The 18,617-nt window shown below is 42.9% G+C and carries 16 protein-coding genes and 2 pseudogenes; 7 read left to right on the top strand and 11 right to left on the bottom strand.

Annotated features, from left to right (window positions below; genetic code table 11):
* Positions 1-708, top strand: a pseudogene (locus Y696_RS03330) (hypothetical protein); the annotation flags it as partial.
* 66 nt (positions 709-774) lie between these two features.
* Here the strand turns inward: Y696_RS03330 and thrC are convergent.
* Both thrC and Y696_RS03320 read right to left on the bottom strand, forming a co-directional pair.
* Positions 775-1,827: pseudogene (gene thrC / locus Y696_RS03325) on the bottom strand (threonine synthase); the annotation flags it as partial.
* A 187-nt stretch (positions 1,828-2,014) separates the two neighbouring features.
* Positions 2,015-3,037, bottom strand: a complete 1,023-nt coding sequence (locus Y696_RS03320) for a sugar kinase (RefSeq protein ID WP_006492260.1) — start codon at positions 3,035-3,037, stop codon at positions 2,015-2,017.
* A gap of 312 nt (positions 3,038-3,349) precedes the next feature.
* Here Y696_RS03320 and Y696_RS03315 point away from each other — a divergent pair, with 312 nt between their 5' ends.
* Positions 3,350-4,645 carry an MFS transporter gene (locus Y696_RS03315; protein WP_006492258.1) on the top strand — a complete coding sequence of 432 codons (1,296 nt, stop codon included), beginning with the start codon at positions 3,350-3,352 and terminating at the stop codon, positions 4,643-4,645.
* 116 nt (positions 4,646-4,761) lie between these two features.
* Here Y696_RS03315 and Y696_RS03310 read toward each other — a convergent pair whose 3' ends face one another.
* Positions 4,762-6,408: a peptidylprolyl isomerase gene (locus Y696_RS03310; RefSeq protein ID WP_259459833.1), complete on the bottom strand. Its 1,647-nt coding sequence runs from the start codon at positions 6,406-6,408 to the stop codon at positions 4,762-4,764.
* A 71-nt stretch (positions 6,409-6,479) separates the two neighbouring features.
* Here Y696_RS03310 and Y696_RS03305 point away from each other — a divergent pair, with 71 nt between their 5' ends.
* The gene (locus Y696_RS03305) at positions 6,480-6,863 is read left to right on the top strand and encodes a hypothetical protein (protein WP_006492255.1); all 384 of its coding nucleotides are present in this window, start codon (positions 6,480-6,482) and stop codon (positions 6,861-6,863) included.
* Between the two features lie 232 nt (positions 6,864-7,095).
* Positions 7,096-8,766, top strand: a complete 1,671-nt coding sequence (locus tag Y696_RS03300) for a hypothetical protein (protein WP_121509770.1) — start codon at positions 7,096-7,098, stop codon at positions 8,764-8,766.
* 204 nt (positions 8,767-8,970) lie between these two features.
* Here Y696_RS03300 and lpdA read toward each other — a convergent pair whose 3' ends face one another.
* From lpdA to Y696_RS03265, 7 genes are all read right to left on the bottom strand, one after another.
* Positions 8,971-10,332: a dihydrolipoyl dehydrogenase gene (gene lpdA, locus Y696_RS03295; protein ID WP_121509769.1), complete on the bottom strand. Its 1,362-nt coding sequence runs from the start codon at positions 10,330-10,332 to the stop codon at positions 8,971-8,973.
* Entirely contained in the window at positions 10,325-10,903 is a 579-nt protein-coding gene (locus Y696_RS03290; RefSeq protein WP_006492251.1) for a sulfurtransferase TusA family protein, read from the bottom strand. The genes lpdA and Y696_RS03290 overlap by 8 nt, the downstream gene beginning before the upstream one ends.
* A 71-nt stretch (positions 10,904-10,974) precedes the next feature.
* The gene (gene tusB, locus Y696_RS03285; protein WP_006492250.1) at positions 10,975-11,238 is read right to left on the bottom strand and encodes a sulfurtransferase complex subunit TusB; all 264 of its coding nucleotides are present in this window, start codon (positions 11,236-11,238) and stop codon (positions 10,975-10,977) included.
* Positions 11,239-11,248: 10 nt separating this feature from the next.
* Complete coding sequence (locus tag Y696_RS03280) at positions 11,249-11,605, bottom strand: hypothetical protein (RefSeq protein WP_006492249.1); 357 nt, start codon at positions 11,603-11,605, stop codon at positions 11,249-11,251.
* 8 nt (positions 11,606-11,613) lie between these two features.
* Entirely contained in the window at positions 11,614-11,970 is a 357-nt protein-coding gene (locus tag Y696_RS03275) for a DsrE/DsrF/TusD sulfur relay family protein (RefSeq protein ID WP_006492248.1), read from the bottom strand.
* Between the two features lie 10 nt (positions 11,971-11,980).
* Entirely contained in the window at positions 11,981-12,970 is a 990-nt protein-coding gene (locus Y696_RS03270) for a YeeE/YedE family protein (protein WP_006492247.1), read from the bottom strand.
* Positions 12,971-12,989: 19 nt separating this feature from the next.
* The gene (locus tag Y696_RS03265; protein WP_006492246.1) at positions 12,990-13,229 is read right to left on the bottom strand and encodes a sulfurtransferase TusA family protein; all 240 of its coding nucleotides are present in this window, start codon (positions 13,227-13,229) and stop codon (positions 12,990-12,992) included.
* A 113-nt stretch (positions 13,230-13,342) separates the two neighbouring features.
* Between Y696_RS03265 and Y696_RS03260 the strand changes: the two genes are divergently transcribed.
* From Y696_RS03260 to Y696_RS03250, 3 genes are all read left to right on the top strand, one after another.
* Positions 13,343-13,984, top strand: coding sequence for a cob(I)yrinic acid a,c-diamide adenosyltransferase (locus tag Y696_RS03260; RefSeq protein ID WP_006492245.1), 642 nt, complete (start codon positions 13,343-13,345; stop codon positions 13,982-13,984).
* Positions 13,981-14,928 (top strand): HAD family hydrolase, encoded by a 948-nt coding sequence (locus Y696_RS03255; protein ID WP_006492243.1) that lies wholly within the window; start codon positions 13,981-13,983, stop codon positions 14,926-14,928. Before Y696_RS03260 ends, Y696_RS03255 begins: the two co-directional genes overlap by 4 nt.
* 208 nt (positions 14,929-15,136) lie before the next feature.
* Positions 15,137-16,810 carry an HD domain-containing phosphohydrolase gene (locus tag Y696_RS03250; protein WP_014730401.1) on the top strand — a complete coding sequence of 558 codons (1,674 nt, stop codon included), beginning with the start codon at positions 15,137-15,139 and terminating at the stop codon, positions 16,808-16,810.
* 332 nt (positions 16,811-17,142) lie between these two features.
* On the opposite strand, the gene corA is transcribed toward Y696_RS03250, so the two are convergent.
* Complete coding sequence (gene corA / locus Y696_RS03245; protein WP_006492238.1) at positions 17,143-18,207, bottom strand: magnesium/cobalt transporter CorA; 1,065 nt, start codon at positions 18,205-18,207, stop codon at positions 17,143-17,145.
* Positions 18,208-18,617: the final 410 nt, after the last annotated feature.

Raw genomic sequence — 18,617 nt, 5'->3', positions numbered from 1 at the left:
CAGGCACTGGGAAGGATAGAGAACAGGTACAAGATGGCCAAGCATTTCATCTTCACGATAGAGGAAGGGAAGTTCGATTACAGGAGAAATGAAGAGAGTATAGCCAATGAAGCTTCGCTTGACGGATTCTATATAATCCGAACCAGTGTAGAGAAAGAGAAGTTGACTGCAGAAGAAGTGGTGTACAGTTACAAGAATCTATCCAGAGTTGAGAGGGCATTCAGGACGCTAAAGGGAGTGGATCTGAAGATACGACCAATACACCACTGGCTTGAGAAGAGAGTAAGGGCCCACATATTTCTCTGCATGCTAGCGTATTATGTTGAATGGCATTTGAGAGAGTCATGGAAGAGCATGATCTTCACTGACGAATATACCGATAGAGAACATGTACTACAGGCTACAAGATCCGAAAGCGCTCTTGAGAAGACGAGGAAGAAGAAGCTGAGTGACGGAACACCGGTACACAGCTTTCAGACTCTTCTATCTGAAATGAGTACGATTGTCTGTAACGATGCCAGGGTACCTGCTGTACCGGAGATACCTTCATTCACGATAATAACAACTCCCAACGAGGTACAGAGAAAAGCACTTGAACTTGTAGGATTGAAACAACTCAGCAACGTAGACAGAAATAACCGCTTCATTTCTCTGAAATCCTTTCAGATAGCTATTTCTTGCTTGCTCAGTTCGGGAACTTCAGACTAAAGAGAAAGGGCCTTACTGGATGCAACCAGTGGGTTCCAGTATTTGAGGTGCAGAACACACTATTCTTTATCCTTCTAAAATGCTCTTCAGATCCAAAATGTTCTTTCCAATCGTCCTATGTATTTCAAGAAGCTTGGTAAATGATAAGATGACCTTTAGTCCTGTCCCCGTAACAAGCGCAACAACTGATTCTTCCTTACTTTCGATTCCCTCTTCAAGGGCTTTCGCCAAACCTGCTATAGAAGCCACGCCAGTTGGTTCTGCAAAAATACCCTCGTGTCTTGCCATGACACGGGTAGCGTTAACCATCTCACTGTCTGACACGGAGATAGCCGACCCACCGGAATCCCTTATTGCTCGAAGAGCAAGTTCACCGTCAAGCGGGTAAGGCACGCTAATTGCTTTCGCCAGAGTACTGGGCTTTTCCCATCTCTCGATCTTGGTATCGTGCTCCTTAAAGGCCTTTACCAGAGGCGCACAACCCTCAGCCTGAACAACTAGGAGTCTTGGGAGTTTGGCTATCATACCAGCTTCGCTCATCTCCAAAAAGCCCTTCCAAATAGCAGCTGATAGTCCGGCCCCTCCCTCGGGCATCATAACCCAATCGGGAGTATTCCATCCAAGATCTCCAGCAATCTCGAAAGCTATGGTCGTACCTTCAAAGTGATAAGGAATGACTGATGAGGCAGTTGTAAGGTGAGTCCAGCTAGAAGATTCAGATAGATCCATTATCATGTCTATACAATCACTCACATTGCTTTTTTCCACAAGAATTAGTTCAGCACCATATAAGATCGTTTGCACATTTCTTTCAACAGGCGTATCGGCGGGCATCTGTACGAAACAATGGAGTCCAGCTTTCGCACAATAAGCGGCTGTTGCAGGTCCAGCGTTTCCATCAGAAGCGATGATTACTTTTCCTGAAGCGATTTTCTTAGCCTTACTGACACCCATAGCTGCAGGGCGATCTTTGTAAGTGCCGGTAGGATTCTGAGTTTCGTCTTTCAGCATTATTCTCCCGGTGTTTCCCAACTCAGCCTGAAGTCTAACGCCAGCAGTTAAAGGAGTTGCACCCTCTCCCAGCGTTACACAATGGCGAATATCATCGATTGGTAGTAGTCTATGGTACTTTCACAAGCCGTAACAATATTTGTCCGGAAAATCATCCAGATTCATTCCGCCAATTTGATTGTATCTGTAATTCAGAGTGCTGCCACACTTAGGGCATTTTGGGATACCAACTGAATTGCTGCACTAGAAACCGCATACGTCACAACTTTGCAGATAATGGCGGGATGTCAAATTCCTACCTCACAACTCTTCCTGAAGCGTTTCCACCAAGTAGCTTTTCGACCTCGTCTCTAGATACGATGTTGAAGTCTCCCTTTATTGTGTGTTTTAGGCATGAGGCTGCGACTCCGAACTCAAGTGACTTCAATGGTTCCCATGAATTGTCCAGTCCAAAAATCAATCCCGCAGCAAATGCATCTCCTCCGCCTACACGATCGATTATGTTTATGTCGTATTTCGTAGATACAATAAATTCTCCTCCAGTGAGCAGCGCAGCCGACCATTTATTGAAATTGGCATTTATGCTTTCTCTTAGGGAAATTGCAACTGCCTTCAGATCAAAAGTGTCCCTAAGCTTTGTTGCCACATCTCTGTATCCCTCGACACTTAACCTGCCATCACTCACATTAGTGCCCTCAGCCTTTATTCCAAAGACAGATTCACTATCCTCCTCATTTGCAAAAAGGACATCTATGTTATTCATAAGAGAAGTCATAACCTTTCTCGCCTTTTCTTTGCTCCATAGTCTCGACCTGTAATTTAGATCGCAAGAAACAGTTATTCCTCGCTTCTTGGCCTCTCTTAGAGCTACTTCACATGTTTCAATCAACCCGTCGCTAAGCGCAGGAGTAATGCCTGTGAAGTGGAACCAGGTGGCATCTGAGAAAACCTCTTCCCAATCGAAATCTCCGGGCTTTGAATTAGCGAAGACCGAGTTGTCACGGTCATAAATTACCTTTGACGGTCTCTGAGAATAGCCATATTCATAGAAGTATTTACCTAGCCTGCCAATGTCTTTCAAAACATAACTCGTATCCACCCCGTGAACACCAATATTCCCAATTGCCGCGTCTCCAAACTGATCGGCAGATACTTTGGATACGAATCTACTTTTTCCGCCGTACTTCGCAATCGCAACAGCAACATTGGCTTCCGCTCCCCCGTAAACAACTTCGAAATTCTTGGTCTGCTCAAATCTCTCTCCCAAAGGAGATGCGAGACGCATCATTATTTCTCCGAAGGTAACTACTCTAGACATAAAAATCCTCCTCCTACTTCATAAACTGATAACCAAAATCTATGAACACTCCTGCTGCAACTTCTAAAAAGTAATAGAACTTCCAATTCATAATTACTAGATGATAGCACGGCAGATCAAAACCTCCGGTGAAGTTGAAGATCTGACAAGACTTTTCCCCCAATCGGGATTCAATTCTACTTTCTTGAACGAAATAATAAAGTTTGTTGTGTCTACTCAATTTCTAATATCAATAATTTAAGGTAGATCTTGATGTTTTGACGTTAAACGTGATAATATTAAACCAGCATTTGCAGAAATTGAGGTGGTTCGATGAAAGGGTTGGGAAGAAATTTCTGGCTTTTCACTCTTGGAAGACTAGTGTCACTTATTGGAAGCGGCGTTCAAGCGCTTGCGATACCACTCTACATTTTGGATCTAACTGGCTCCGGGGTGATGATGGGCACATTCTCTGTAGTAACGATGCTGCCCAGAATCCTCTTTGGACCAATCGCCGGTGTTTTGGGTGATAGATTCAATCGGAAATATATTATGATATATATGGATTTTGCTAGAGGAGCAGCAATTATTCTTATGGCATACCTCTCAGATGTCGGTGTCTTGAATCTAGCGCTTCTCTTTGTCTTCCAGCTAGTTATATCGACTTTCGACATTTCATTCGACCCGGCAACTTCTGCAATGCTACCAGATATCATTGAAGAGCACAAACTTCTGAAGGCAAACTCTATTCTTGGCGCGGTTAACTCCGTTTCCTACATAGTCGGTCCTGCTCTCGGCGGAGTTCTATATGGACTTTTCGGAATTGAAATAGTCTTCATTATAAATGGAACATCGTTTATTCTTTCTGCGATTAGTGAAATCTTCATAGTTTATCAGCAGACTACTAAAAAAACGCGCGTCTCGGTAAAGAGCGTTTTTGTCGATATAGTTGAAGGAATTGGCTATTTAAAGAAGATAGATGGCTTGATGATGGTTCTGATGTTTGCAATGGTTTCCAATTTTTTGTCAACTCCGATTTTCACCGTTGTTTTTCCTTTTTTCGCCCGCACATTGGTTGGTTTCTCTAGCGAACAATACGGTTTTCTCCAGTCGGGTTGGGTATTGGGAGTCCTTTTTGGAAACATTCTAATTGGTACGATTCTCGTGAATAAGAAACAGGACAAACTGTTTGCGGAGGGATTAGTAACAGAGACAGTCTTAAATTTCCTTCTAGCCGCTCTCTTCTTTCCTTACTTCACAAGTCTTTTCGGTGGACCGTCTTGGTTGTTCTTTGCCGCACTGGGAATACCGATAGTTGTAATGGGTGTGTTCAACGCATTTGTGAATACTCCTCTTCAAACACTTTTTCATCGAGTACTTCCTACCAGCCACAGATCTAGGGTCTTTTCCGTAATTTCGATTCTAGCGCAAATTGCAACACCTCTCGGTTCAGCGGTCTTTGGCTTCGCAGTTGACAGGCTTCCAGTTCACTATCTTGTGTTGATATCGTGTATTGCAAATGCCATTCTCACCATTGTCTTCTTGGCAAAAGGAATGTCGAGACTCTTTGAAGTGAGGCCGGGAAAACACGGAGGAGACTCTTATGGTAATGCGGAGGAAATTGCCTGAGAAAACGACGGGATAGAAGTATCCGCATGGCGCAAAAACTGAAAAGATGAAAGTCTGCCACAATCAAAAAAAGAACCGGGGCAACTTCCCCGGCTCTCCTATTTAAAAAGCCAAGCTCATTCTGTTGCTGCAGGAGTCTCAGCCTCAGCTTCGATTTGCTCCAGTTCGGAGATTATAGATTCTATCTCCGTCTGAGCAGCTTCAGATGGCTCAACTTGTATCAAAGCTTCTAAGTAACCGAGTCTTTGATTGAGCTTCTCCTTCCTCCAGTCGGGACTGTAATCGAGCTCAAGGGAAAGGGAGTTATTTCTTATGAGAATGTATAGAACGTCTGCTCTAAGTCCATCGGAAATCTCTTTTTCAAGAACGCTGGTTAGACCGGATTCAATCTCTCCAATTGTGTTGAATACGTAATCTACAAAGCTCTGTCCATAGCTGCTTAACTGTTGCTGAAGAAGATCCTGGTTCATGAACGTGTTTTCAAGTTCCTCCAGCAATGCATTGTAGTATGCTGCAGCAACCTCGGGGTTTTCACTATCCAGATCATACATCTTCTGCACGATCATACCGCGCTTCTCACCGGCTTCAAAGAGATTTCGTATCGCTGTCTCGTAGTCCGGACTGTCAGTAAAGCCAAGCATTTCCGATAGTTCAATAAATGCTGCATATTCCATCAAGGATGCTTCGGACGAGGTTCCATCGCCAAATATGCCCGACGCTATCTCAACGAAGAATTCGTTCGCAGTCTCTTCTGTCGCTTTTGCTTTGGCATATTCATTGTAGAAAAGGAGCTCATTATCCAAGATCTCATAGTCGAACTTGTTTTCTTCTATATAGCTCTCTATCCACCTGTTATAAGTATCGTTTTGATAGCCTGACACGAAATCGTTGTAGCTGGCCGAGTTGACAACATCTTCAAGGCTGTTTATCTCATTTCTCTCTTCTACAATTATCAAATGATAACCAAATTCGCTTTGAACGGGACCATACAACTCGCCGATAGGAGCAGCAAGGATAGCTTCCTCGAATTCAGGTACGGTCTGACCTCTGACTATTGACCCCAGCTCGCCTCCATTCGCAGCCGTTGAAGAGTCTATCGAAAACTGGAGTGCAGCTTCTGCGAAGGTGATTTCGCCGCTGTTGATTCTGTCCATTAATCCAGTTGCTGTAGCCTCTTCTGTAACCAGAATATGTCTAGCTCTTATCGTCTCAAACTGATTCTTTATCTCCGTCTTGAACTCTTCGAAATAAGCCGCCAGAGCGTCGTCATTTAAAGGAGCCACCGATTCTTGAACGAGCTCAGCTTTAAGGGCATCGGAAACATAGTTTCTGATTTCCGATCTGAAAGCGTCCATGGAACCATAGATCGCCTCTATTTGTTCAACCATGTCGGGACTCGAGGTGTACATTTCCATCATCGAATCGGTTTCCGCGTCAATTTCCTCTTCAGATGGAATCAAATTGCTCTCCCAAGCAAAGTAATCTATTAGCTTCTCATCAACGATGTATGGTATTATCATGGTTTTCAGCCCAAGCTCGCTTGGTGTAAAGTAACTGTCAAAATAAGGATCAAGAATAATCCCTTGGCTCGCCGCATTTGCCACTGTTGCGTTAAATGCCTGCTCGATTTCCTCTCTTGTTATCCAGAACTCTTTAGAAACTGCTTCTCCACCTTTTGTTATCCTGACTGCATACTCTGCTCCGATAAGGGTGAGCGAAAAAAACGCTGCCAGGAGTATTAGTAGAAACTTCTTCAAAATCATTCCCCCTCGTGTATTAGGTACATTCATGATAACATTTCATTTGAAAAGGTGTGTCACGAGAGGTGAATATTTTGAAGAAAACTGATCTTGATCTGGAAAGACTTAACTCGACGTCATGGAAGTGGTTAAACTTTGAGGAGGCCGAGCTGTCTGGTGGTGAGAACTCCAGGCAGCCGCAAGCCATGTACTTCTTCACAGACGAAAAGAACAGATCCTTCTGCCGAAGATACAACAGGGAAGTGAATTTCAAGAGGGATGTTGAGGATATTGGTCTTTGTGATAAATGTGGAATGAGATTTCGAACTTACAGGGCAGCTCAGATATGCGTATTTGCACCTGCTGAAGCTTACTATACAATTGACACACGTGATGAAGCGAAAGAAATCGAAGAGTTTCCAGATAAGGACTTTGCGGAAAAGGGAGTAAGCGACTTCGAGAGCAAGAGCTGGCAATAAAAAGCTTTCTAATAGGCATATTGTGGCTATCTTCATCCTCAAAGAGCTTAGAGAAGATCACAAATATATGTTAGCATTAGATCGAATCAATTGATTAAACCTTCTTGGTTAAATCCCGAATGTTTCTGGCAAAATAGAAATCATAGAATGGACAAATAAAAATACATAAGAGTCATTTTGGTTTTCCGTAATAATGAGTATCCATTATTTTACTTTTTCTTGGAGGTGGACAATGAAAAACTTGTCTAGATCGTTTTTGCTGTTTGTCGCATCTGTGATTGTTGTCTTTTCCCTTTCTTCGTGCATTGTAGTAGACAACCCGGTTTTAGTCAGGGTGCCCTTTGAAGAACTTAAGGGCGGTGCTTATTATGGAGGGGGTCTCCTCTTTTCGCCTTCAGATATGTCGATTTCGCATTTGGGAGAGGGAACCCTGATTGCATTCCAGGATCTTAGAATGGAGTGGGCACCTGAAGAAGGTTCTTCTATTGCGGAGAGAAATTATGGTTATCTTTACATCAAATCCATAGATGGTACTGGTATCGAATATGAGTATCTGATTTACGATTCGGAAGGTGCAATTGTAAAGCATGTTGACTCAGTTTTTCAGCCGGTGTCTGCAGGTTCTCAAGATCTCTCGAGCTCATCCGATGCTGATTTCTTCTCTGGAGTCTCATACCATTCTGCCGCCGGTATGCAGGACCCGTATATAAGCAGTGGGTATCTTCTAACCTTCAGGCACGAGATACCCGATGCAGAGAGTTCCGGCCCGGTTTCCTTCAGAAAAGTCCTTTTCAGAGTTCAGCAACCTCCAATGGTTTCCTCAACCAGATTTCCCAGTGGCGTAATTGCAGTGAGCAATTCTATACCTAGATCGCTTGTGATAAACTCTTCTCTTCTTGTTCAGGAACCCTCTGCAATCGAAAATCAAATCGTATTTTCCAAGACATCTTCTTTGCCTAATTTCTCAAATGGTGATTATATTTTTGACACAATGAAAGATTCTTTGAGAAGAGTTGTTTCCGTGAATGATTCTGACCCTTCAAAAGTTACACTTGAAACGGAAGAAGCTTTTGTTGAAGAGGCTCTGGACACTTTGATTCTGAACATTGAAGGTGATGTATCAGAAATCATAGAGAAATTCGGAACCGAAAGTGATCGTTCCTTTGCAGAGAGTGTAACAACAAACCTGATTACAAAAGAATGGGAAGTATCTATCGTTGATGATGATGAGATGAAAGCTGCAATCATGAACAAACTGGTCCTCGACGCGAATATCAGTCTTGACTTTCATCTTTCGTGGAACAAATTCAGCTCAAATGGAACTCTTCGATTTCCGGCAAAAGTCTCTTCTATACTCGAAATAGTTGGAAAGGAAGGGTTCGAGACTGAAAACACGAAGAAGGTAGCTGAACCAGAGGTAAGCATCAGTGTATGCGGCATTCCCGTAAAAGTCAGCATACCGATTGAGCTATTCTATGGAATGGAAACGCAGATCGAGAGCATTGATCTTCAATTCGGTCCAGAGATAGAGGTTTATCCGAAGTTCCATTACGAAGTCGAAGCGAAGATAGACTTCCACGGGCCCCATGGAAAAAGCTATACAAGGGGTTCTATAGACCATAATTCAACCTTTGTAGATAAGATCGATTTCGACGGATCTCCTGAAATTGAAGGAAAGTTTGGCTTCAAGTTCTTTCCGGGAGTAACTATCGCTTGTGTCCTTCGTCCGGAGATGGAAATTCCCATGGGTTTCTCTGCAAAAGTAAATCAATCGAAGGCTGAGCTTGATTTTGAGACTGAAGGCCATATAATGATCAAGTTGGATCTTTTATTCTATAAGCATACTTTCGCCAAGACAAAGGTCTTCAGCCAGACGAGAAATATATATTCAAAAGAGTTCTAACGGATGTTCAGAAAGCTTTATTTGTAATCATCTAGGTTAGTGCAACAAAATTCGATGAAAGAAACCCTGCAAAAAAAACGGAAAGATGTTTTCAAGGAATCGAGGTTTTACAGAAAAGCATAATATGATTTCGGACATCAGAAAATAAACATGGGCATCCCGAAGCATTGCCTGCAAAGGGATGCCCTCTATTAACGAACTATCTCAGATATGAATACTCATTCCATTTACGCCTTCAAGCGCACCAAGTACTGTCTCTGATAGTGTTGGATGAGGGTGTATTGAGTTCTCAAGCTCTTCGACCGTTAGCCCATTCTTGACTGCTATTACTCCTTCCATTATGAGCTCCGTTGCAGATGGAGAGACTATGCTCATTCCCAGAACCTTTCCGTTTTCCTTATCTGCGATTACCTTTACGAACCCAGTGTTTTCAAGTACAGTCCTTGCTCTACCATTGGCGCTTAAGGGGAATTTAGCGATAATTACTCTCTCCATATCTTCAACATCGTCTTCTTTTATGCCGGTAGATCCTACCTCCGGATTGGAGAAAATGATTGAAGGAACTGCGGAGTAATTCATTTCCATTACTTCTCCGGCAATGTTGTGAGCCGCTACTATACCCTCATAGCTAGCAACGTGGGCAAGCATCATTCCGGCTCTTATATCGCCTATGGCGTAAACACCTTTAATGTTTGTCTGCATTCGGCTGTTCGTGACGACTCCCCTTTCAATTTCCAGACCAAGCTTTCTCACATCTTCGGTTATATACGGCCTCCTACCAACTGCAACAAGAACTTTCTCAGCCTGAACTGAGAGCTCCTGTTCACCTTCGGCATTTAGAACGAAGATACATTCATCCTTTTCCACCTCAGTCACCTTCGTTCTTTCAACTATTTCAACCCCCTGTCGAGTCAATGACTTTCGAATGTCATCGGCGACATCCCTATCTTCGTATGGAAGAATGTGGTCCGCAAGCTCAATGATTGTAGTCTTCACTCCGAATGAGCTAAAAAATGTTGCAAATTCGACACCGATAACTCCTCCACCAACGATAACAAGGCTTTCTGGCATCTCTTCCATCTGAAAGACATCGTTGCTGGTCCAAATCCCTTCGATTTCACTGAACGGCTTGAATATGGAGGGTTCAGAACCAGCGGCAATGACTATATTTCTGGTCTCTAGAGTTTTACCATGGTTCTTTAGCAGAACGTGTCCTGCATCCTTAATTTCTGCAACGTCGTTGTAGAAATCAACACCATTTTTCTTCAACAGGTGTTCGATTCCCTTTCTTGACATTGTAATCGTCCTATTCATGTGGGACATTATTCTCTTTAGATCGTAGCCTAGTCCTGATGCATCAATTCCAAGCCTCTTGGATTTCTCGTTTATCTCCGTATATAAATGAGCAGAGGTCAACATGGCCTTCGTTGGAATACAGCCCCAGTTGGTACATGTGCCTCCGAGATTCTCTTTTTCTACGAGTGCGACACTCTTGCCAAGTTGAGCTATTCTTATTGCGCATACATAACCGCCTGGTCCACCACCAATCACAACGGCATCAACCATTTTCTCTCCTCCTTATGTAGATCTTTATATCGCCGTAATTATCCGCCACTTTTTTCAAAAACTCATGCCCTTCTTTCTGAACTGATGCAGGAATTCTTTCCCCAGAAAGTGGATAATCCACTATAACAAGCAAGATCTCGCCAGGATTCATTTTTCTTAGTGTCTTCCTAGCTTGAATATCTGGCACTGGGCAGGATTCGCCTCTCATATCGAGAAGCTGGTCAGGTTCAATTTCGTCCAACTCTCCGCCAAGATAATAACTGCAAATGCCCTCCGAGCAAACAATCGGGCTGAATCCCTTCAGTTCACCCATAAACGTAATTGCTTCATCCAGCATTCTAAAAATGTGCGGAGAACTGAAGTCAAATCTCTCCACTCCGTGTAGATGAGTCGAAGTTAGAATTCCAAGTTTTTTCATCTGCTTCAGATGTCTGTAAACAGTTGACAGATCTATTTGAAGCAACGTCGCGATTTCCGTAGCAGTAAGGTAATTGTCCATCAACATTGTAAGGATTTCTAATCTCGTTTGATTTGAGAGAGTTCTAAAAAGATCTGGAAGCTTAAGAGGCATCCTTGAATTCCTCCTGCAGAAAGAGGTGCACCTCTTTGTGAAGCGCACCTCAAGTATCACACATTCAGAGCTTAACCGATTGATTTGTCACACTTTTCGATTATATCTATGAAGCCATCATAACTTATAAGAGGCACAGTAACGTCATCGGCTGTGTAACCTCTTGCCTCCACATCGTCCTTGATGGCAAAGCATTTTGCTTCAGTTTCTATGTCATTCAGTGCCCAGAAAATCCCGTCTTGAATGAGGACAACACTGTCCCCTTCTTTGGATGCTCTTATCTTTACTCTTTCAGCAGGATTATTGGGTCCGTTCTTCACTACTATTAGATGCATACCAGACACCTCACATAAATACTACGTTGTCAAAATCGTGGAAGAAGTCTCCAAGATCAGCTTCTCCAATCAGCTTTGCATTGAAGCTTTCTTCGATCTCCTTAACTTTGAATCTCTCCACATGTTCTCTGACACCGTATACCGCAGTCTCGTATCTCTTGATAAACCTAAAACACATGGAAATCGAGAGTAGGCCAAGACATTCAGGCTTAGTTTTCTTTGAAAGAGCAACAGTTGCCTCTTCCATTAGGAGAACGGATGGTTCAATATCCTCGCCATACATTCCGAACGCAGTTCTAAATGCTTCGTTTACCCAAATAGAACCTGCTGGCGCCTGATATACAACGAAAAGTATCTTCTTATCCATAAAGCACCTCACGCCATCAGGTTAACAAACCTGTCACTGTTGAAAATCAGTGAAGCCAGTTCGGGAAGACCACTGGGATTCGAACCTTCGATAATCATATCTTTGGTTACACCTCTGTAGTCCATGCATATTCCACAGATCTCAACTTTCAAACCTTTTTCTTTTATCATAGATTCCAATTTTCTGGGGATATCTCTGTCTACTCTTATAGGCTTGACCTTACTGTTTATAGAAAGGATTGAGTCTGCAAATAGAAATATCGTAACTTCATGTCCCTTGTTAAGGCCGGCTTCAGCAATCTTTATTGCTGAATCAAGATCCTCATATGAGTAAGGTGGTGCGAAAACTTGAATTGTTATTCTCAAAAGAGACGCCTCACTTTCTGTATAGTATATAGGCCATTGTCCAGTTGCCAAGTATCAAGAACACACTAGCGATTATAGAAGAGATTGCGAGAGTTGGAAGACCGGCAAGAAAATGACCTATATTACAACCGCCTGCCAGACTGGCTCCAGCTCCCATCATCGTGCCGCCGATCATCACAACAAGATAAGTCTTGGGATTCTTGGGCATTCTCAGTTTGAACTCTTTGGCAAGAAGTGAAGCGATGAGAGCGCCAAGAATGATACCGATTATTTCGAATCCGTCCCATCTAAGAGGCTGATTGCTGATGTAAGAATCAAATATTGAGACCCAGCCACCGGTGATACCGAATCCGTAGTTTCTCCCTGCAGCCTCACTTGTTATCCATGCAATGGGAGAGAGAATAGCAAGAGAAACCGCAGCACCCTTCCAGTTGAACTTAGTCTTTCTCTCTGTTGTCTTTGTCCCCAATGTATACCACAGAAGAACCGCAGCTAGTATCACTGCAGGGATCCAGGGATTGATATTGAGGACCGTTGCAAGAGTCGGACCAACCTTGTCAAGGTAGACAGAGGAATTGGCATCGACGGAAACGTTAAATTGAGAGGCCCAGGTTCTTATGGGCGAAAACACTCCGCCCCGCATTGCCATTGCACCAATTCCGTAGAAAACCGCAGCGATCATTGCAGTTGTCATTCCTTCTCCCGATCTGTAGGTTACACCAGACGCACAACCACCGGCTAGCACCATACCCAGGCCAAATACGTAAGCCCCAACAATATTGCCGAAAAGATTCAGTGTTGGTGGTGCAATCTTTATCCAACCCATTTGGGCAACAAAGAGAACTGTGATCATTTGCAGACCGACAGCAAGAAAACCTAATTTCCAAAGGTAGTTATCCTTGAAGAGCAAAACATCTCTAAACGCTGAGTTAAAACACACTCTTCCTCTCTGAAGAATTATTCCAAAAACGAGACCAACTAAGAGACCCGTCCAGGCCATGTCATCTCACCCCTTTTTTTCACTTTACCTTGATGTATATCTTCCACTCGCTGTTCCCAACTTCCTCGATTTCGAGAACTTCGTGTCCCATACTTTTAACCGCTTCCGGAATTCTTTCCTTTGACATTGCGTAGTCAATCCAAACCTCCAGGATTTCTCCTGATTTCATCTTCTTTAACGCTCTTTTTGTTTCAACATCAGGAACCGGGCAGACTTCTCCTCTTACATCAACTGATTTTGTTACTTCATACTTTGCCATCTTGGCACCTCCTTAATGTGATTTAGTTCACAATCTTCCTATAAATAAAACCGCTGCTTTTTCGGGATCAGACCTGACAACCGACTGTAAATCGAAGAAGGGTCTTCTCCAAAATGATAAATGTACGAAGTTATCACATAGTTGCGGCCTTATTCCAACTTGGTAACTCTAGCAGGATGAAGAATATTCATATTCTTTCAATGAAGTACAATAGAATACTGAAGCTAAAGGAGGCAGAAATGAACACGGGCTTTGTGCAAATTTACACAGGTAACGGAAAAGGGAAGACTACGGCGGCAATTGGACTTGCAGTAAGAGCTGCTCTTGCAGGTGAGAGAGTCTTCATAGGCCAGTTCATAAAGGGAATGAGATACAGTGAGCTATCCTTGCCTAACTACATTGAAAATATCGTCATCGAGCAGTTCGGAAGGGAATGTTTTATCATTAGAGATCCAGAAACCAAGGATCTTGAGGTTGCAAGAAAAGGTCTTGCCAGATCTAGAGAAGTAATCTCCAGCAGAGAATTCGGGGTCGTTATACTCGATGAGATTTTTATTGCTTTTCATTACAGGTTGGTATCTTCAATGGACATCCGAAGACTCATGCTTTCGAAACCGAAAGAGGTTGAACTAGTATTGACCGGCAGGAATGCCCCAGCCGAGATAATTAGAGAAGCGGATCTTGTTACTGAGATGAGAGAAATCAAGCACTATTATTCTAAAGGAGTTTTGGCAAGGGAGGGAATTGAGTATTGAGAAGATCTGGTCACACTGAAATCGATGCAAGTAAACTGAAAGCTCTGATTCTTGATCTAGACGGGACGTTACTTGACAATTCCAAGAGAATTCCCGCATCAGCCTTGAATGCAATCGAGAGGCTTCAGGAAAAAGGAATAAAGCTAGCGATCTTTACCGGACGTGACTACTTAATGGCTCGTGAATATCTGGACGTTCTAAACATTGAGGGTCCTCACGCTCTTCAGAATGGAGCCTTTCTTGCAAAGGGAAAGGGAGAAATCTTCCTCATGCGATGCATAGAAAGAAAGATAACGGAATACTCAGTTTCTCTTGCATCAATACTGAACTGTCATCTCCTCCTTAGAACGGATTCCTCTGAAATTCCTGACTGGTATCATGTGGGCGACTTTGCTCTTAGTCCTTACTTGCCATTCCTAGAAAGCAACATAAACAGAATAGTGAGACTGGACGATCTTACGGAAGTAGTTAAGAGTGCGAACCTTCTTCAACTCGACATCACTGGCGATCTTGAATCTTTGAAAGAGATCTTAGGCAGGCTAACGTCTAAATACACTGGCGACTTCAACTTCTCGTTCATATCAGCGTCGGATGATGCAGGCTTTTTGGATGTGTATTGGTCGCAAATGGAGGACACAGCTGTTCGTCTAGAAATAGCGTCAAAGGTTGACAGCTGGGGACTTCTTTCTCTTTTTAATGCCTCAGTCTCTAAAGGGCTGTCACTCGATGACTTCCTGAATTATCATGGTCTTGCCAGTCAGCAAGTTGCATTTATCGGCGATCACTATGCCGATATTCCCCTTCTAAAGAGAGTCGGGCTTTCTGTAGCTGTAGAGAATGCTCTTCCAGAAGTGAAGGCCGTCTGCGATTATGTGACTCAATCAAACAATGATGATGGTGTTGCTTTAGCCATAGAAGAGATCTTCTTCTCTGGAAAAAGATGACCAAGAAAGGCCTAAATTTATTTATCGAACGTGCGATGGTTTACTCAAACGAGAAAGTCATTAACAAACAGTTGATTATTCTTTCCAAAAAACGCTGGAATAGTGTTAGAATTAGATGAATACTGGTTATTATTAGAGGCGAGAAGATTTTTTGAACCAACGTTTGTTATTATTTTTCTTTAGAATGAGAGATGAATGAGTTTTGTCTTTGGAGGATTCAGCCCAATTTTGTCTCGATCTTATCGATGAAGCGGTCGTAGTTGTTAACAAGAATGGTAGAGTAGTCTTCCAAAACTCGGTTTCACAAAAGCACTTTGGGGACTTGATCGGCAAACTATACAAAGCCTTCTTCGACTGCGAGGATATTTTCGTTGACGACGAAGGAGTAGTTTGGAGAGTCTCTTCTTCTTCAGACAAATCCGACTCCAATGAAATCAAGATATTCAGAAGGACCAATAGTCTAAGTATTGGTTCATCGTTCACGAAACGAGAGAAAACCTCAGCGTCTTCGTTCTTCCAGGGAATAGATGACCATTCAACGCTTCATTCAATGCATTCGAACACGTCATTCAGTATCCTCTCGGAAATCGATCATTTCAGGGTTTACAAAAAAGCTTTTGAAGAGAATACTTCTGGAATGGCTATTTTCACTGTTGATATGTCTCGCGAAAAGATCATCCCGGCGGCAAAAAACCTCGCATTTGAGATCAATCGTCTGGCGCGACTTCCAGTAATAGAGGGCATACCCCTGGATAGACCAATGAGCAAGGCCGACCACCTATTCTTGAAGGCACTCATAAGAGTAGCCCGAACCGGGAGACAGGAAGCGCTTTTTCTTTCTGAAGAAGGCTTCTATGAAGAGGTGTTGATAAAGCCACTTTCTGATCGAGATTTGATAAGTGTACATAAAGAAGTCTCCGCCGAAATGAATCTTCGAATGGAACTGTTGTCGGCAAGGTACTTGGCAGGCACTATCGATCAAGCGGTGATTTCGGTTGATGAAAACGGAAAAATCGTGTTTGTCAACAAGGCGGCTGAAATTCTGTTAGGAAGAGAAAGAGGCGGCCTGATAGGAAAGAATATCAACTACTTTCTTGAAAACCAGTCTGACTCGAGGAGCGAGAAACCATCCGCGGGTCAAGAAATTGGTGAAAGACACCTCTTCTCTATAAACAAAAGCAATGGACAATCTGTTTTGGTCGAGGCCGCAGTAAAGAGGATCGAAGATTCATCACTAGCAGGAAAGGTGACGGCCACCGTATACTGCCTAAGTGGCCTCAAGTTCGAAGATGTGATTCAGGAATCCGCTCAAAAAACTATTAGAGGTCTTATAGAAACTCTTTCTACAGTTGTTGAAGTAAGAGACCCTTTCACGGCAGGTCATCAAAGAAGGGTGAGCAAACTTGCAACAGCCATTGCTACCGAGATGGGTCTAGGTCCGGAACAAATAGACACGGTGCGAGAAGGCGCTTTGCTTCATGATATTGGAAAGATTTCTGTCCCAACTGAAATTCTTAGTAAGCCGGGCCGGCTCACCGAAAACGAGTGGTTCCTTATTCAGAGCCATAGCGAAGCCGGTTTCAAAATGCTAGAAAGAATTGATCTGCCCTGGCCAATATCAAGCATTGTCAGGAAGCACCATGAGAGATTAGACGGCTCGGGTTATCCCCATGGCTTGAAAGGCAAAGACATTCCCTTTGAAACCAGGATTGTCACCGTTGCCGATGTATTTGAAGCCATCGTTTCTCACAGACCTTACAGACCTGCTCACGAAACATCAACAGCAATTACTGAACTTACAGAGGGAGCCGGAAGGCTGTACGATGGCGATGTTGTAGATTGTTGCCTTTCTCTCGTTGGAAAGGGCTTTTCTCTTGACTGAATGAACGCCGTGCCAGAGATCTTCGCATAACATTGTGAACCAATGGCTCAAAGGCAAAATTAAGTATCTAGTTTTTTGCTTAATCGGAAATGATACAGGTTCTTTGTTAAGATCTAAATTATACTCAAGCTACCTGAAAATATCTTAGATTAATAAATAAGCGCTAGCCCTTGCGCAAGAAGGGTATATCTCTCTTTGAAATCCGTCCCAAGATGATCCAACAAAACCTCTCGTGATAGAAAGCGTTCTCTCCATATCATATAAGCGAACTTTTCTCCCTTTCCGGAAGACCTGCCAATAGTTTGCCCACAAAGATAACTACAAGTGGGGAATCATTTCCTGAACCATCCCTTTCTGCGTATGAACAAGAGCATTATGAAAACCACTACACCCATGACAATAAGAACAACGGGATATCCCCACTTTAAGGAAAGCTCTGGCATGTAAACGAAATTCATCCCATAGATTCCGACGATAAAGGATAGTGGTATGAAGATAGTGGAGATAATTGTCAGCACTTTCATTATTTCATTCAATCTGTTACTTGTGGAAGAGAGGTATAAGTTCATGAGCTCTGACGAGAGCTCTCTGCTGATATCAAGCATATCCAGTGACTGAATTATGTGATCGTAAACATCTCTAAGATAAAGAACAGTCTGATCTTTGAAGTACTCGCTTTCTTCTCTGGAGATTCGCCCTATAACATCTTTGGTAGGCCACACAAGCCTTCTCAATTGGGCTAATTTTTGCTTCATTAGATATAGATCCTTAAGCTTTTCTCTGGAGATGCTCTCAACTAACTCTTCTTCAAGTTTTTCAAGTTCACTGCCGATACTTTGCAAGACTGGAAAGTAGTTATCCACGATTGTGTCCAATATTGCATATGCAGTGTAATCGTTGTCCATACTTCTTATTCTTGAGTTCCTCCGCATTCTGTTTCTAACGGGGTCGAGAACGTCCCCGTACCTCTCCTGGAACGTAAGTACAAAAGTCTCGCCCAAGAAGAGACTCATCTGTTCATAAACAACTGAATCTTCTTCCATTCGCATCATGGGAAGACAAACAAACAAGCAATTGTCATACTCCTCAACCTTTGCAACCTGCGGAACATTTGTGATATCTTCGAGAGCCAGCGGGTGGAGAGAAAAGACTTCACCCAGCTTTCGGATTGTCGCTTCGTCTCCTAATCCCTGCACATCAATCCAGTGGACTCTGTCGGTAGCGGAGATGACCGACGCCAGATTCTCTACGTTTCGAATTATTTCTTCTTTCAAGTAATCTCTGTCAAATTCAATGAGACTGATCTTTGGAAATGGTGATTCTTCATCTATACTAAGAGTCCCAGGAACGGAACCGAGCGGCGGTTTTCTCTTCCTGAAAATTCCCTTTCGATCCATTAAGTGCCTCCCTAAACAAAAATCAAAGTGATTTGACTTTCAATATAGCTCAAATATACTATCACCGGTCGAATTTTAGTAACACTTTCTAAGAGAGTGCGGAGCAAAGAAAAAGAATCAATTTTTCCTTTGGATTTCAAACCTGCGGGAGTATATTAGTATCAAAGTCACAAGAATCAGTCGTGAGCACGGAGAATCGCTCAGAGATCTTTGATTCACTCCCTTTTGTTCCATCGATTTCGCAATTCTCTGTTCAGTCGAATCAAAACAGATTTGAAACATCCGAGATTTGAGAATGCCTTCGATTTATGGTCTTGATTTAGTATTGTTGTGTAGATTTCAAAAACCTGGTTCGGAATCATCTTCAAAAAACGATTATGTTTGGTTTGCCCCTTCTCCCATTAGGAAGA

The sequence above is a fragment of the Mesotoga sp. H07pep.5.4 genome (assembly GCF_003664935.1).
Lineage (GTDB): Bacteria > Thermotogota > Thermotogae > Petrotogales > Kosmotogaceae > Mesotoga > Mesotoga prima.
This window is presented reverse-complemented; position numbering and strand designations above follow the sequence as displayed.

Bases quoted from the DNA above. Each gene is read 5' to 3' on its own strand.
- Y696_RS03320 (WP_006492260.1), bottom strand. From the start codon at position 3,037: ATGTCTAGAGTAGTTACCTTCGGAGAAATAATGATGCGTCTCGCATCT.
- Y696_RS03310 (WP_259459833.1), bottom strand. From the start codon at position 6,408: ATGATTTTGAAGAAGTTTCTACTAATACTCCTGGCAGCGTTTTTTTCG.
- Y696_RS03315 (WP_006492258.1), top strand. From the start codon at position 3,350: ATGAAAGGGTTGGGAAGAAATTTCTGGCTTTTCACTCTTGGAAGACTA.
- Y696_RS03300 (WP_121509770.1), top strand. From the start codon at position 7,096: ATGAAAAACTTGTCTAGATCGTTTTTGCTGTTTGTCGCATCTGTGATT.
- tusB (WP_006492250.1), bottom strand. From the start codon at position 11,238: ATGCATCTAATAGTAGTGAAGAACGGACCCAATAATCCTGCTGAAAGA.
- Y696_RS03265 (WP_006492246.1), bottom strand. From the start codon at position 13,229: ATGGCAAAGTATGAAGTAACAAAATCAGTTGATGTAAGAGGAGAAGTC.
- Y696_RS03260 (WP_006492245.1), top strand. From the start codon at position 13,343: ATGATAAATGTACGAAGTTATCACATAGTTGCGGCCTTATTCCAACTT.
- lpdA (WP_121509769.1), bottom strand. From the start codon at position 10,332: ATGGTTGATGCCGTTGTGATTGGTGGTGGACCAGGCGGTTATGTATGC.
- Y696_RS03290 (WP_006492251.1), bottom strand. From the start codon at position 10,903: ATGCCTCTTAAGCTTCCAGATCTTTTTAGAACTCTCTCAAATCAAACG.
- Y696_RS03270 (WP_006492247.1), bottom strand. From the start codon at position 12,970: ATGGCCTGGACGGGTCTCTTAGTTGGTCTCGTTTTTGGAATAATTCTT.
- Y696_RS03280 (WP_006492249.1), bottom strand. From the start codon at position 11,605: ATGGATAAGAAGATACTTTTCGTTGTATATCAGGCGCCAGCAGGTTCT.
- corA (WP_006492238.1), bottom strand. From the start codon at position 18,207: ATGGATCGAAAGGGAATTTTCAGGAAGAGAAAACCGCCGCTCGGTTCC.